The sequence below is a fragment of the Vibrio sp. D420a genome (assembly GCF_030248625.1).
Classification (GTDB): domain Bacteria; phylum Pseudomonadota; class Gammaproteobacteria; order Enterobacterales; family Vibrionaceae; genus Vibrio; species Vibrio fortis_A.
On sequence record NZ_JAHGAN010000035.1, the window covers coordinates 1 to 14,287 of the forward strand.

A 14,287-nucleotide genomic window follows, 5' to 3' on the forward strand; every position below is an offset into this window, starting at 1 on the left:
AATCTCGAATCTCGAACTACTCGTCTTCTTCCGCCATAAACGCTTCTAGCAGGTCATTGAGGAACAACTTACCTTTTTCGGTGATTTGCCAATGCGTCTCTGTCTCTTGCAAGTAGCCTAAGTCATTAGCCCAGTCGATGGTCTCTTGAACCGCCTCAAAGCCCAGCCCTGTCGTATCCAAGAAATCTTGTTTTGGGCATGCTTCCATTAATCGAAAACGGTTCATGAAGAATTCAAATGGCCTATCTTCATTAGCAACCTCAAACTCATCCGAAAGATAAGGCTTAGCAAGGTTCTGATACGCAGCGAGATAGCCTCTAGGGTGTTTAACCTTAGTGGTGCGTACGATTCTACCATCGCTAAAACTCAGCTTACCGTGAGAGCCACAACCGATGCCGAGGTAGTCACCAAAGCGCCAGTAGTTAAGGTTGTGCTGACATTGATAGCCCGGCTTGCTGTAGCCTGAGATCTCGTATTGCACATAACCCGCTTCGGCGAGTTTCTTATGCCCTAGCTCGAAAATATCCCATAGGTCATCATCGTCCGGCAGCGTAGGTGGTTTGTAGTAGAACATGGTATTAGGCTCAATAGTGAGCTGATACCAAGATAGATGCGGCGGATCGAGTTCGATCGCCTTATCAAGATCCGCCAGAGCTTGTTCAATGCTTTGATCCGGTAAGCCATGCATAAGATCGAGATTAAAGCTGTTTAGGTCGATCTTATGTGCAAGATGGGCCGCATTGACCGCTTCATCTTGGCCATGGATTCGTCCCAATCGCTCTAGTTTCTCTTGTTCAAAGCTTTGAACGCCAACTGAGATACGTGTGACTCCAGCCTCTCGATAACCCGCAAAGCGTTCCGCCTCAATGGTGCCTGGGTTTGCCTCCATGGTGATCTCGATATCAGCCTTAAATGGGATACGTTGCTCAATCCCTTTAAGCATTCGCTCGATACCTTGAGGAGAGAATAAGCTCGGTGTTCCACCGCCGATAAAGATCGAGTGTAGAGGTCTCGGTGACTGGTTGAGGTGATATCTTTCAATATCGGTGTCAAGATCCTCAAGCAGGGCATCGATATACTCGTTCTCCGGTATGTCGGCTTTTAGCGCATGCGAATTAAAGTCGCAGTATGGGCACTTCTGCACACACCATGGGATGTGAACATACAGACTCAGAGCTGGTGGAATCAATGTCGCTTGACTCATTACTGAGCTTGCTCTTTTAGCGTTTTGAACAGTGTAGCTAATGCTTTACCACGGTGAGATAGCTGCTTTTTACGTGTTGGTTCAAGCTCTGCTGAGGCACAGTTATCTTCAGGTACGAAGAAGATAGGGTCGTAACCGAAGCCATTGTCACCATGTGCTTCAGTTAAGATGCGACCTTCCCATTTGCCATGACAAACGATAGGTGTTGGATCGTTTTCGTGACGCATCAATACTAAAACACAGTGGAAGCGGGCGGTACGCTCGGCTTCTGGCACACCTTCCATCGCTTTTAGAAGCTTCTCTAAGTTCTCTTGATCTGATGCATCTTCGCCAGCGTAGCGCGCTGAGTATATGCCCGGTGCGCCTTTTAGGTAGTCAACCTCTAGACCTGAGTCATCCGCAATGGCTGCAAGCCCTGTTTCTTTGGCTGCATGACGCGCTTTAATGATCGCATTTTCGATGAAGGTAGTTCCGGTTTCTGCAACCTCAGATACGTTGAATTCACTTTGTGCTAAAACTTCAAAGCCGAAGTCAGACAGAAGATCTGCCATTTCGCGAACTTTGCCTTGATTGCCTGTAGCTAGAACGATCTTATTCATTGGGGTAACTCTAAATTTAAATAGTGGAAGTGAAGAGATTACTCTTCAACATAAAATTTTTGGGTAAAACGAAGCGGGCCAGCGCCTTTTAAGCCAGAGTTAACATCGATATCAAAGGTGATGTTCTCTTCGTGTGTGATTGGAAACTCTGCGAGATAGTAAATCGCATCGCCTTCTTTGATTTCACGAAACTCCAAAGTTCGAGTGTTGCCGACTAGGTTTCTTGCAGTTCCAGAGATTTTAGCAGTCGTAGCAGGTTTGCCTAGCGCAGAAGTATCCAGAATGCTGATGTTTAAGATAGCTGAGTAGCCGTTTCGTTTTAACTGATACTGCTTAGCTACCTGAGCGGTTAGGAATGTTGAGTTGAAAGCAGAGTAATGCACCTCAACGTCTTTGATGTTTTTAAATTGTCCCGCCCAAGTTGGCAGTGCAATCAAGCTTGTAAGTAGTGCTGTAATCCATAAACGCATAGTGACTCCAATAAATAGCAAAAAGCCATCACAAGATGGCTTCAATTTCGTTCGGTATTTGGTTAGGGGAACATATTCGAACTTGTTTATGTCTACCTAACTCGCCCTTTTCGATCTTAACCAGCCCTTTAGCGACTTTAAATTGCTTCGACAGATACTTGGTTAGATGGGCATTGGCTTTGCCATCAACAGGCGGTGCTGTGATGGCGATTTTTAACTCTTCACCATGCAAGCCGATAATTTTGTCTCGGCTTGCTTTGGGTTGGATGTAGAGCCGTAGAAGAATGTCATCTTCCTCTCTCCAAACGGCCACTGACATTATAGTTGGAACCAAATAGGGCCAACTAGATCACCCATCAAGAAGTTAGCAAACTGCAGAACAATAAACAGTACTAACACGCTAAGGTCGAAACCACCCATATCAGGAAGAATTCGGCGGATCGGGATTAGCATTGGCTCTGTTAGTTGATGGAATACATACTCAATTGGGCTACGACCTTGGCTAACCCAGCTTAGGATTGCACGGATCAATAGTACCCAGAACAGTAGACCACCTGCAGCTTTCAGTAGTGAAAGAGCCCCAAATATTAGGAAGCTGATATCAAATACGGCAGCGCCACCTGAGATGATCAGGTTAAGAGCAACAAACTTCAGTACGCACAATGCATAGGCAAACAATACTGTCGCCATATCAATGCTACCGATCGATGGAATGACACGACGTAGTGGCGCTACAACCGGTTGAGTAGCTTTTACGATGAATTGTGAGAATGGGTTGTAGAAGTCAGCACGTGATGCTTGCAACCAAATACGTAAGATCACCACCATGATATAGAGATCAAAAAGGGTCGAGATCAAAAAGCTCATCGAGTTCATATAGGTTCCTTTTTCGGAGTAATTCATAGCGATCCAGTGATCGCTATGCTGTTCTTAAAATAGTTTTTCCATCTCTTCAGCTCTTGCTACCGCGGCTTGCATCGCTTTGGCGACAATCTCTGATAGGTGATTCTCATTAAAGGTGCGCAGAGCTTCAGCTGTTGTGCCGCCCTTAGATGTCACTTGTTCACGCAATGTAGAAAGCTCAGTGTCAGGGTTTGCGACAACCATTTCTGCTGCACCGAGTGCTGATTGCTGAACTAATTGGCGTGCGGTTTCAGGCGTAAAACCCTGTTTAATGGCTTCCGCTTGCATCGCTTCCATAAATAGGAAGAAGTAAGCTGGAGCACTACCTGCAGCGGCAATGATGTTGTTAATCCCAGACTCTTTCTCAACCCAAGTGACTTTGCCAACGGCTTGCATCAGCTGTGCTGCAAAGGTTTTATCGCCTTCTGTCGCTTTGGCATTGGCAAACAAACCACTCATGCCTTTACCAACTAACGATGGCGTGTTTGGCATCACTCGAACAAGGCTCAGTGAAGAGTCTAACATTTCATCAAATCGAGCCGCGTTGATACCTGCTGCAATTGAGATCACGAGTTTGTTGCCAAAATCGACCTGCTGCAGTGGCTTGCACACCTCTTCCATCATTTGTGGTTTTACAGAGAGTACCACTACGTCAGCCTGCGTGGCTGCGTCGATATTGTTACTGGTTGTATTAATACCGTAATCTTTTTCAAGCGGTATTCTGCGCGTTTCTGATGGCGCTGTCGCGGTAATTTTATCAGCAGGGTAACCACTCGCGACTAAACCCGCCACGATAGAACGTACCATGTTGCCTGCGCCGATAAAGGCGATGTTCTTATGTTCCATATATACAATCCTGAGCTTCATCGCCAGTTGAAGGCTGATGAGATAATACGATTAAAACTATTTTGCGTAATTGCGCGCACCAAATATCGCGGTACCGATACGTACCATGGTACTTCCTGCTTCAACGGCCGCTTCCATGTCTCCGCTCATCCCCATAGATAGTGTATCTATGTTGTCGTATTTTGAACTGAGCTTTTGCTGCAGACTTGAGAGCTGATTAAATGCAGCAAGTTGCGATTCATAATCTGACACGTTAGCAGGAATTGACATCAATCCTCTTAAAGTGAGGTTGGGAAGTGATGAAATCAACTCCGCCAATGCAAAAACTGATTCTTCATCGGTTCCTGATTTAGAGTCTTCACCACTGGTATTAACTTGAATAAGGACTTGAAGTGGTTCTTGGCCTGCAGGACGCTGATCGTTTAAGCGTTGGGCAATTTTATCGCGCTCAACCGAGTGTACCCACTGGAAGTTTTCTGCAATCGGTCGCGTTTTATTGGATTGAATTGGTCCAATAAAATGCCACTCTAAATTAAGGTTAGAATGTTGTTCTGAAAAGTGTTTTACTTTATCAACACCTTCTTGAACGTAGTTTTCACCAAAGGCAACCTGTCCTCCGAGTGCCGCTTCAAGGATCGCGTCATTCGGTTTTGTTTTACTAACGGCTAAAAGTTGCACCGACTCTGGCGTTCGGCCACATTTTTTCTCTGCAGTTCTAATCTGCGAGGTGATTTGCTCGATATTTTGTTGAATACTACTCATAGCTGACTTTACTTAAGGGAAAATAAATGGATATCACTGAGTTACTGGATTTTAGTGTAAAGCATAACGCGTCAGATCTACATCTTTCTGCGGGTGTATCTCCAATGGTACGTATAGATGGTGAAGTTAGGAAGCTTGGAATACCGGCTTTGAGCCATGCTGATGTTCATCGTTTGGTTTTTGAGATCATGAACGATTCACAGCGCAGTGAGTTTGAAGAGAAGCTGGAAGTGGACTTTTCATTTGAGTTGCCGAATGTTGGCCGTTTCCGTGTGAATGCCTTTAACCAGTCGCGTGGTTGCTCTGCGGTGTTTCGAACCATCCCTGTTGAAATCCCAACGCTCGATCAGTTAGGTGCTCCTGATATCTTTGAAAAGATAGCTAACTTTGAGAAAGGTTTGGTTTTGGTCACTGGCCCAACAGGCTCTGGTAAGTCGACCACACTGGCGGCGATGGTCGATTATGTAAACCGTAATCACAACAAGCACATCCTTACCATTGAAGATCCTATCGAGTTTGTTCATACCAACAATAAGTGCCTAGTGAACCAGCGTGAGGTTCATCGTGATACTCACAGCTTTAAAGCGGCACTGCGCAGTGCACTGCGTGAAGACCCAGACGTTATCTTAGTGGGTGAGCTACGTGACCAAGAGACAATCAGCCTAGCCCTAACAGCGGCTGAAACCGGTCACCTGGTGTTTGGTACACTGCATACTAGCTCTGCGGCTAAAACCATTGACCGTATTATTGATGTCTTCCCTGGTAGCGATAAAGACATGGTTCGCTCAATGCTATCGGAATCCTTGCGATCGGTGATTGCTCAGAAGCTACTGAAACGAGTCGGCGGAGGACGTGTCGCTTGTCATGAGATTATGATGGCAACGCCTGCTATTCGTAACTTGATTCGTGAGGACAAGGTCGCTCAGATGTATTCAATCATTCAAACAGGTGCCGCGCATGGTATGCAGACCATGGAGCAAAATGCCAAACAGTTGATTGCTCAAGGCGTGGTTGACTCAGATGAAGTCCAAAAGAAAATTGAAATAGAAACAGCACTGTTTTAATCAAAGGAATTGGCAATGGAATTAAATCAGATCCTTGAGGGGATGCTGTTGCAAAAGGCGTCCGATCTTTATATCACGGTTGATGCGCCAGTGTTGTTTCGCGTCGATGGAGAGCTGCGCCCACAAGGTGAAGCTCTCAATGCTGCTCAAGTGGCGCAGCTGTTAGACGCAATGATGGAGCAAGAGCGACGTGATGAGTATCGCCAAACGCGTGAGGCGAACTTTGCCATTGTTCGAGACGGTGGGCGCTTTCGTGTCAGTGCTTTCTTTCAGCGAGAACTGCCAGGTGCTGTGATTCGTCGTATTGAAACCAACATCCCAACCTTTGAGCAATTAAAGCTCCCTGATGTTCTACAGGACCTTTCAATCGCTAAACGCGGCCTTGTGCTGGTGGTTGGTGCAACAGGTTCTGGTAAGTCGACGTCAATGGCGGCAATGACGGGTTATCGTAACAACAATCGTTCAGGTCATATTCTTACGGTAGAAGATCCGATTGAGTTTGTGCATGAGCACAAGAAGTGCATTGTCACCCAGCGTGAGGTGGGCTTAGATACAGAGAGCTACGAAGTTGCGCTCAAGAACTCGTTACGTCAAGCTCCCGATATGATCTTGATTGGTGAGATTCGAAGCCGTGAAACCATGGAATACGCAATGACCTTTGCTGAGACTGGGCACTTATGTATGGCCACTCTGCATGCGAATAATGCTAACCAAGCTTTAGAACGTATTCTTCATTTGGTGCCGAAAGAGCAGAAAGAGCAGTTCTTGTTTGATTTGTCGATGAACCTGCGAGGAGTTGTTGCACAGCAGCTCATACGAGACAAAAATGGCAATGGTCGTCACGGTGTGTTTGAGATCTTACTCAACAGCCCACGTGTGTCAGATCTTATTCGTCGTGGTGATTTGCATGAGCTCAAAGCAACCATGGCAAAGTCGAAAGAGATTGGTATGCAGACTTTCGATCAAGCGTTGTATGACTTAGTTGTTGCAGGGAAAATCAGTGAAGAGGATGCATTCCACAGTGCTGATTCGGCTAACGACCTGCGATTGATGTTGAAAACACAGCGCGGTGACGATGATTACGGCAGTGGCTCTCTGGCTGGCGTTAAGATAGATATGGGATAAATAACAAAAGCCCTGAACGTGTTCAGGGCTTTGAAATCTTTGAGTTTGAGAAAGCTTAATTATGTGAAAAACTGCGGTTGTCAGAGGAATAACCTCTCTCTTTCTCAAGTTTTATTTTTTCAGGGTATTGGTTACCGCTGTAGCCTGCCGAGCTGGTTAATGAGCTGCAAGCAGAAATGGTTAGAGCGGCAAAGATAACTAGAAAAATTTTCATGTGAACTCCCACTTTTACTATGAATAGCACCAGTACTACGTCATGAATTAAGAGCGAGATCACAAAAAGGTCGAATTATTGACCACTTAATTTTTGCTAAGAATATTGTGCTTCAAACCAGCTTTCTAGAATTACTACAGCAGATTGGTTGTCAACATTGCCTTTACTCAAGGCTTTGTAGCCACCCATGTCAAACAGTTCAGAACGTGCCTCAGCTGTAGACAGTCTCTCATCATGTAGTTCAACATCGACACCAAAACGTCCCTTTAGGCGGTTAGCAAATTTCTTTGCTCGCGGGGTAATGGTCTCTAGCTCTTTGCCATGAAGGTCTGTTGGATACCCAACCACAATGAGGTCGGGTTGCCACTCTTTAATCTGTTTTTCAATATCGTCCCAATTTGGGATGCCATCTTTCGCTTTAAAGGCTTTTAGTGGACTAGCTGTACCTGTGATTTCTTGACCAATAGCGCTACCGATACTTTTTGTACCGTAATCGAATGCCATAATTGTACGTGACATAGTGTTTCCAAATTGATGAGATGGATAAAGGTTATGCGTGCCCAGATTCTGCCGACAGTTGTGCCGCGTTGATTCCGAGCATCTGAACTGCGACCTTCCAACGTTCTGCGATAGGGGTGTCAAATATGACCTTAGGGTCGGCCTCAACAGTCAGCCAAGAGTTCTCAGTCAGTTCTGTCTCTAGCTGTCCTGGCTCCCAACCTGCGTAGCCTAAAGCCACAAGATAGTGTTGAGGTTCATCCTCAGTGCCGAGAACAGTCAGAATGTCACGTGATGTCGTGACAGAGAGCTGATCCGTCATGCTGATGCTGGATTGATAGTTGCCGTTGGGCTTGTGCAGGATAAAGCCTCTGTCTTCAGCAACAGGGCCGCCACTTAAGACGGGTTTGTCTAAACTGGCTTGATTCAACTTAGGCTGAGTCGCGTCGATTTCAACTTGCTTGAGCATATTGCCTACAGTGACGTTAATGGGAGCGTTAATCATCAGCCCCATTGCTCCTTCGTCATTGTGTTCGCAAAGGTAGATCACTGAGTTTTGGAAGTAAGGATCTTTCATTCCAGGCATTGCGACCAGAAAATGGTTAGTGAGATTCATAGTACCTCCTGCTCTAAAGGGAAAAGGAGCGGCTTGGTCGCCGCTCTCATGCTAACTCAGTCAGCTAATATTATTGTCTAATTATTAGCTTAGGTTATTTTGCGCTAATGCGGCGTTCAATCGCATCCATTAGCTTACCAGTAATCGAGATATCGAAGGCACCTTCAATTTCACGAATACAAGTTGGGCTGGTTACGTTGATCTCTGTTAGCTTATCACCAATCACATCAAGGCCAACAAAAATCAGTCCTTTCTCTTTCAGAGTTGGAGCGACTGCTTTAGCAATTGCCCAGTCAGTCTCGCTAAGAGGACGTGCTTCACCTGTACCACCTGCGGCTAGGTTACCACGAGTTTCGCCTTTCGCAGGGATACGCGCTAAGCAGTAAGGCATTGGCTCGCCATCCACTACAAGAATACGCTTATCACCATTGCTGATGTCTGGAACGAAAGTCTGAGCCATCGCGTAGTTTTGGCCGTGGTTAGTCAGTGTCTCAATGATTACAGATACGTTTGGATCGCCTTCTTTAACTCGGAAGATAGACGCACCACCCATGCCATCAAGAGGCTTAAGAATCACATCACCATGCTTCTCACGGAACTCTTTAATCTTTTCCGCTTTACGCGTAACGATAGTGGTTGGCGTTAACTCTGGGAACCATGCAGTGAACAGTTTTTCATTACAATCACGAAGGCTTTGCGGTTTGTTGACGATGAGCGCGCCGTTCTCTTCTGCACGCTCAAGGATGTAAGTCGCATAGATGTACTCAGTATCAAACGGAGGATCTTTACGCATTAAAACGGCATCTAACTCCGACAGAGCGATAGTTTGCTCTGACTTGAATTCATACCAGCCGTTTGGATCTTCTTTCAGTTCAACAACCTTAGTGTCGGCAATTGCAACACCTTGATCGAGGTGAAGATCATTCATCTCCATGTAATGGATTTCGTAGCCGCGGCGTTGCGCTTCAAGCATCATGGCAAAGCTAGAGTCTTTTTTGATGTTGATGGACGAAATAGGGTCCATCACGATACCGATTTTGATCATTATTTTTCTCCGTTTAACCAAGATCGCCGAAACGAACTTGTAAAGCTGTAATTGCAGTTAGAGCCGCAGTCTCAGTGCGTAGAACACGTGGACCAAGTAGCGTCTCTTCAAATTTGTATTGTTCTGTCATGCTGATCTCTTCAGCTGACAAGCCACCTTCAGGGCCAATCAATAGACGAACCTTGCTGATAGGCTCTGGTAGAGTATTGATTGAGTATTTAGCTCTAGGGTGTAGGTTTAGCTTTAGTGCTTCGCTTGGTTCACTACACCACTCTTCGAGCTGCATGATAGGGCGAATCACAGGTACGGTGTTACGACCGCACTGTTCACAGGCAGCAATAGCGATCTTCTGCCATTGCGCTAGCTTTTTCTCGAAGCGTTTCGCATCAAGCTTCACGCCACAGCGCTCAGAGATGAGTGGGGTAATGGTGTTTACGCCAAGCTCTACCGATTTTTGGATAGTGAATTCCATCTTATCGCCGCGAGAGATAACCTGGCCAAGGTGCAGATCGAGTGGTGACTCGCTGCTGCGCTCAATACGCTCTATTACGTTAACCGTCACATTCTTCTTCGACACTTCGGTGATCTCAGCCGGAAACTCAGCTCCGCTACCATCAAAAAGCAGGACTTCTTGGCCCTCTTTCATGCGCAATACGCGTCCAACATGCCCCGCAGCATCCTCGCCAAGCGCGAGAGAACCTAATTGTTGAATGGGTTCAGGGTGGTGAATTCGAGGGATTCTCATGTTGGTTGACCTGTAAATTGTTTATCTGGGGTTTAGTGTCTCAGCCTAACATGGATGCGCACTGAAGAAAAAACAAGGGCAGTACCAGAGTTTCAAAGTAATTTGAAACTCTGGTATCCACGACAGAGATTAAAGGAGGCTAGATGAGTTACTTACAGCTCTCATAAACGAATGGGTTATGGTTACCTTGAATGCGGAAAATACGTTCATCACGAGTACACTCCCATTCATCGACAGGGAACTGCTTATTCCATGCCATCATTAGGTTGGTTTGTTGTTTCGATAGCTTGAAGCCATATTCTTTGCTCATGTACAGGTAGGTACGCGCAATTGAACCTTTGGCGCGATCGGGTGGCATAACCTTGCGCTGTTTGAAGTTAACCTGCATCTCACATTGGCCGTAGCTAACGCCATCAACACCGTTCCATTGGCTGAAGTTGTAGTTAGAGCGATCACCATTCACTTCACCGATCGCGGGAGTTAGGTTGTGGAGGTCTGCTTCCATTGATTTGAAGACCTTGTCATTGCGGGTGCAGTTCTTACGACCGCCATTCTGCCAACATTGGCGCTGGTGGCCGAATTGCCATGCAGGCACCACATGCTCCCACTCAATACGAGAAGCTCGCTTCTGCTGTTTCCTGACTTCATAGCCGCAACCTTCAAGGTCAGGGATCCCTTTCTTTTTATCCTTCCAAGTAATGTCGCAACCACAATAGAAGGAGGTCGGGTGGTCAAGGTAGATCTTTACGGCTTCCCGTTTTGCTTTGGAAAAAGAGCTTGGCGGCGCGGCGAAAACGCTTTGGGTTACCAGTAGGCCAAATAGTATTGAAAAGCAAAAAGACACCAGTAGGCCAAATGCTTTTGAAGGTGATTTTTTCATGCGAAAAGACTGATAAAAGTATGATAATTATCAGTCTAGCACTCAAATGACACTTTACTCTATTACATTTTATGGCTGGCTTTATTGTGCCTAGCTGAGCTGTTTACCGGTGAAAGTGAGAAGCTGCTTGCACTGCTGACAGCGGTAGCTGGCTTGATTGCGCTGCACTTTATTATGGCGGCGGATGGTCAGTGGGTAGAGGGTGCATCCGCAGTTGTATTCGAATGTCTTTCCTTGTACTGATTCTACCGAAAAGCTATGCGTGGTCTTTGCTGGTACCTTGAACACCTGCTCCATCACATACTGCCACTCTTTACCATGAGGCTTAACGCGACCAAAGACTTGATGAGTAATAAGGTGTGCTATCTCATGAGGGATCACTTCCTCAATAAAGGCATCTTGATTTTCATTGAACAGCACCGAATTTAAACGTATTTCATTAAGTTGAAGATAAGCTTTTCCCGCAGCTTTCCCTCGTACTTGATAAGTCAGCTTTGGAATTGGAAATTTGCGAGAGAAGTGCGAGTTTGCAATGTGGATACACTCAGCCAATTTCTTGTTGGCACGATGGTGTAATGGGCTGTAAGACGACAAAAGTGAGACTCCAAACAAAAGGCCTTAGCTTGATGCTAAGGCCTTATCCTATCATTGCCCTCGATGGAGGTCAGGTATTACATGTGGTGCTTTTTCTTGATGGTCTCATGGTAGGCATGCCACGTACCATAGCCGAGTAGTGGCATGGTCACGATCATACCGACACCGTAAGTAGCAAAACCAATTAAGATACCGCCACAAATGATGGCAGCCCATACAACCATGGCTGGTAGGTTAGATTTCACCGCGTTGAAGCTAGTGAATATTGCACTCATTACGTCAACTCGGCGCTCCATCATTAGCGGAATCGAGAAGGCTGAGATACTGAAAATGAGGCTAGCAATGACAAAGCCGACGACAGAGCCTGTTATCAAGAATGGGGCAAACTCAGCAAGTGGCGCACCTTGTACTGATGGGTACAGAGCATGTAACAGGGCTGCGATTCTCATCCAGAAAATCATCGCTACCATTAGCACAATGGCAAATGCCCATTGGTGAGTTGAGTTGCGAGTGATTGCCTTCATTGAGTGGAATAGGCTGGCATTGTGGCCTTTCTCTCTCTCCCAGCTAGCATCATATAAGCCGAGCGCTAAAAACGGCCCAATCAGCATGTAGACAATCAGGCTCGGCATAACCACTAGGTGTGTGCCTTGCCACTGAACAAGCTGAACAATCGCCACGGCGGCTGCCATGAAACATAAACCATAGAATGCACTGATCATCGGCATTCGCACTAAGTCGTGAAGCGCGAGTGAAAGCCAATGAAAGGGCGCAGAAATACTGACTTGGTTACACGGAATAGTGCGAGCGTATTCACTGTCACTCACCCTATTTTTGTCTTTTTTAAAATCGGATGGATTTGCAGTACGAGGCATAACTTCCCCTTAGTTAAAATAACGTCCTAGATTCAACCTCGTATGTCTTCACAGCGGCTGGCAGCGAGTCATCTTGGCTGAGCTGTTATTGAAATATCATGTCCTAGAGAGTTGTCTCGTGTTTTCTAACGGGGTGTAACCTAACCAGTTGTTGCACCAAATGTGAGCTTGATCGCCTAGGAGTACTTTAACTATTGTCACTACTGTCAAAAAACACAAATTATCCGGGGTGTTTTTGAGTGGGGTATAAGAAGAGAAGTGGACGAAATGTGGTGGGGTATTTGAGGTAACTATATAAAAATAAAGCCCTTACTAACGAGTAAGGGCTTTTGGAAATTTTTTGCGTGGCGTTGAATTATTTTAGGCCAGCGAAGTCAGCTAGGATTGCTGCTTTGTCTGTTGCTTCCCATGGGAACTCTTCGCGACCGAAGTGGCCGTAAGCTGCCGTCTTCTTGTAGATTGGCTGAAGAAGGTTCAGCATCTCTTGAAGGCCGTATGGGCGTAGGTCGAAGTTTTGACGAACTGCTTCAATGATGATGTCATGAGGTACTTTCTCAGTACCGAAAGTTTCAACCATGATAGATGTTGGATCAGCAACACCGATAGCGTAAGAAAGTTGGATTTCACAACGGTCTGCCATGCCAGCTGCAACGATGTTTTTAGCAACGTAACGAGCTGCGTAAGCTGCAGAACGGTCAACCTTTGATGGATCTTTACCAGAGAATGCACCACCACCGTGACGAGCTGCGCCGCCGTAGGTATCAACAATGATTTTACGACCAGTTAGACCACAGTCACCCATTGGGCCACCGATTACGAAACGGCCAGTTGGGTTGATGAAGAAGTTAGTGTCTTTGTTGATCCACTCAGAAGGTAGTACTGGCTTGATGATCTCTTCCATTACTGCTTCACGTAGATCAGGAGTTGTTACTGAATCACAGTGCTGCGTTGAAAGAACAACAGCGTCGATACCAACGATCTTGCCTTGGTCGTACTGGAAAGTAACTTGTGATTTCGCATCTGGACGAAGGAAATCTAGCTTGCCGCTTTTACGTACTTCAGCTTGTTTCTCAACAAGACGGTGAGAGTAAGTAATTGGTGCTGGCATTAGGATTTCAGTTTCGTTTGTTGCGTAACCAAACATGATGCCTTGGTCACCAGCACCTTGCTCTTTAGGGTCAGCTTTATCAACACCTTGGTTGATGTCTGGAGACTGCTTACCAATTGTGTTTAGTACAGCACAAGAGTCAGCATCAAAGCCCATGTCAGAGTGAACGTAACCAATTTCACGAACGGTTTCACGAGTGATCTCTTCGATATCAACCCACGCAGACGTTGTTACTTCACCGCCAACCATAACCATGCCCGTTTTCACGTATGTCTCACAAGCAACACGTGCTTTTGGATCCTGTTCTAAGATGGCATCAAGAACAGCATCAGAGATTTGGTCTGCAATTTTATCTGGATGGCCTTCTGAAACAGATTCAGAAGTGAAAAGGTGCTTAGCCATGAGAGCTCCACTTTTAGTATTAGGTGCAAAGTTTCTATCTGCGTCGCATAGGGTTGCGCCGAGATTAAATTCAATAATTTCTGTAGGTGTTTCTACATCTAGACGTCTATTCTAAATTCCAACGGTCGAATTACAAGCTCTTTTTTATGATATGTCATAACCAAACGATTGCTTTCTCACTTGTGCTAGTCCGTTAAAAACTAGGGAAATGTTGTAAAAGTGCGAAAACTGACCTTGAAAACCTCAGCAAAACGTTTGCAGTCGCCATAGGCGTTTGAGAGAATAACCGCGCTAATAACTAGCAATTATTTCTCATTTTTCAAATCGCTTATGCACT

The 14,287-nt window shown here is 45.8% G+C and carries 18 protein-coding genes; 2 read left to right on the plus strand and 16 right to left on the minus strand.

Annotated elements, in window-relative coordinates; all coding sequences use genetic code 11:
* Positions 1-16: 16 nt before the first annotated feature.
* The 7 genes from hemW to KI743_RS20660 are packed head-to-tail and all read right to left on the minus strand — an operon-like array spanning position 17 to position 4,784.
* Positions 17-1,204, minus strand: a complete 1,188-nt coding sequence (gene hemW / locus KI743_RS20630) for a radical SAM family heme chaperone HemW (RefSeq protein WP_285467981.1) — start codon at positions 1,202-1,204, stop codon at positions 17-19.
* Positions 1,204-1,803 (minus strand): XTP/dITP diphosphatase, encoded by a 600-nt coding sequence (locus KI743_RS20635; RefSeq protein WP_239841281.1) that lies wholly within the window; start codon positions 1,801-1,803, stop codon positions 1,204-1,206. The genes hemW and KI743_RS20635 overlap by 1 nt, the downstream gene beginning before the upstream one ends.
* A 38-nt stretch (positions 1,804-1,841) precedes the next feature.
* Positions 1,842-2,273 (minus strand): DUF4426 domain-containing protein, encoded by a 432-nt coding sequence (locus KI743_RS20640; protein WP_032549854.1) that lies wholly within the window; start codon positions 2,271-2,273, stop codon positions 1,842-1,844.
* A 28-nt stretch (positions 2,274-2,301) separates the two neighbouring features.
* On the minus strand, positions 2,302-2,592 hold the full coding sequence (gene yggU, locus KI743_RS20645; RefSeq protein WP_150893389.1) for a DUF167 family protein YggU: 291 nt from the start codon (positions 2,590-2,592) through the stop codon (positions 2,302-2,304).
* Positions 2,592-3,149 carry a YggT family protein gene (locus tag KI743_RS20650; protein ID WP_150869309.1) on the minus strand — a complete coding sequence of 186 codons (558 nt, stop codon included), beginning with the start codon at positions 3,147-3,149 and terminating at the stop codon, positions 2,592-2,594. Before KI743_RS20650 ends, yggU begins: the two co-directional genes overlap by 1 nt.
* A 54-nt stretch (positions 3,150-3,203) precedes the next feature.
* Positions 3,204-4,022, minus strand: coding sequence for a pyrroline-5-carboxylate reductase (gene proC / locus KI743_RS20655; protein WP_285467983.1), 819 nt, complete (start codon positions 4,020-4,022; stop codon positions 3,204-3,206).
* Between the two features lie 57 nt (positions 4,023-4,079).
* Positions 4,080-4,784 (minus strand): YggS family pyridoxal phosphate-dependent enzyme, encoded by a 705-nt coding sequence (locus tag KI743_RS20660; RefSeq protein ID WP_032549849.1) that lies wholly within the window; start codon positions 4,782-4,784, stop codon positions 4,080-4,082.
* Positions 4,785-4,810: 26 nt separating this feature from the next.
* On the opposite strand from KI743_RS20660, the gene KI743_RS20665 reads away from it, so the two are divergent.
* A complete protein-coding gene (locus KI743_RS20665; protein WP_285467984.1) occupies positions 4,811-5,848 on the plus strand; it encodes a type IV pilus twitching motility protein PilT in 1,038 nt (345 codons plus the stop codon).
* A gap of 15 nt (positions 5,849-5,863) precedes the next feature.
* Positions 5,864-6,973 (plus strand): PilT/PilU family type 4a pilus ATPase, encoded by a 1,110-nt coding sequence (locus KI743_RS20670; RefSeq protein WP_285467985.1) that lies wholly within the window; start codon positions 5,864-5,866, stop codon positions 6,971-6,973.
* A 55-nt stretch (positions 6,974-7,028) separates the two neighbouring features.
* Here the strand turns inward: KI743_RS20670 and KI743_RS20675 are convergent, their stop codons facing one another.
* From KI743_RS20675 to metK, 9 genes are all read right to left on the minus strand, one after another.
* Positions 7,029-7,187, minus strand: coding sequence for a hypothetical protein (locus tag KI743_RS20675; RefSeq protein WP_191907562.1), 159 nt, complete (start codon positions 7,185-7,187; stop codon positions 7,029-7,031).
* Between the two features lie 96 nt (positions 7,188-7,283).
* Positions 7,284-7,706: a Holliday junction resolvase RuvX gene (gene ruvX / locus KI743_RS20680; RefSeq protein ID WP_255229877.1), complete on the minus strand. Its 423-nt coding sequence runs from the start codon at positions 7,704-7,706 to the stop codon at positions 7,284-7,286.
* A 31-nt stretch (positions 7,707-7,737) separates the two neighbouring features.
* Entirely contained in the window at positions 7,738-8,301 is a 564-nt protein-coding gene (locus KI743_RS20685) for a YqgE/AlgH family protein (RefSeq protein WP_032549843.1), read from the minus strand.
* Between the two features lie 94 nt (positions 8,302-8,395).
* The gene (gene gshB / locus KI743_RS20690; RefSeq protein WP_285467986.1) at positions 8,396-9,346 is read right to left on the minus strand and encodes a glutathione synthase; all 951 of its coding nucleotides are present in this window, start codon (positions 9,344-9,346) and stop codon (positions 8,396-8,398) included.
* Positions 9,347-9,359: 13 nt separating this feature from the next.
* Complete coding sequence (rsmE, locus tag KI743_RS20695) at positions 9,360-10,091, minus strand: 16S rRNA (uracil(1498)-N(3))-methyltransferase (RefSeq protein WP_285467987.1); 732 nt, start codon at positions 10,089-10,091, stop codon at positions 9,360-9,362.
* 148 nt (positions 10,092-10,239) lie between these two features.
* Positions 10,240-10,971, minus strand: a complete 732-nt coding sequence (locus KI743_RS20700) for an endonuclease (RefSeq protein ID WP_285467988.1) — start codon at positions 10,969-10,971, stop codon at positions 10,240-10,242.
* A gap of 90 nt (positions 10,972-11,061) precedes the next feature.
* Positions 11,062-11,565 carry a SprT family zinc-dependent metalloprotease gene (locus tag KI743_RS20705; RefSeq protein ID WP_285467989.1) on the minus strand — a complete coding sequence of 168 codons (504 nt, stop codon included), beginning with the start codon at positions 11,563-11,565 and terminating at the stop codon, positions 11,062-11,064.
* Positions 11,566-11,642: 77 nt separating this feature from the next.
* On the minus strand, positions 11,643-12,440 hold the full coding sequence (locus tag KI743_RS20710) for a DUF2189 domain-containing protein (RefSeq protein ID WP_150869299.1): 798 nt from the start codon (positions 12,438-12,440) through the stop codon (positions 11,643-11,645).
* 355 nt (positions 12,441-12,795) lie between these two features.
* Positions 12,796-13,950, minus strand: a complete 1,155-nt coding sequence (metK, locus tag KI743_RS20715; protein ID WP_032549836.1) for a methionine adenosyltransferase — start codon at positions 13,948-13,950, stop codon at positions 12,796-12,798.
* Positions 13,951-14,287: the final 337 nt, after the last annotated feature.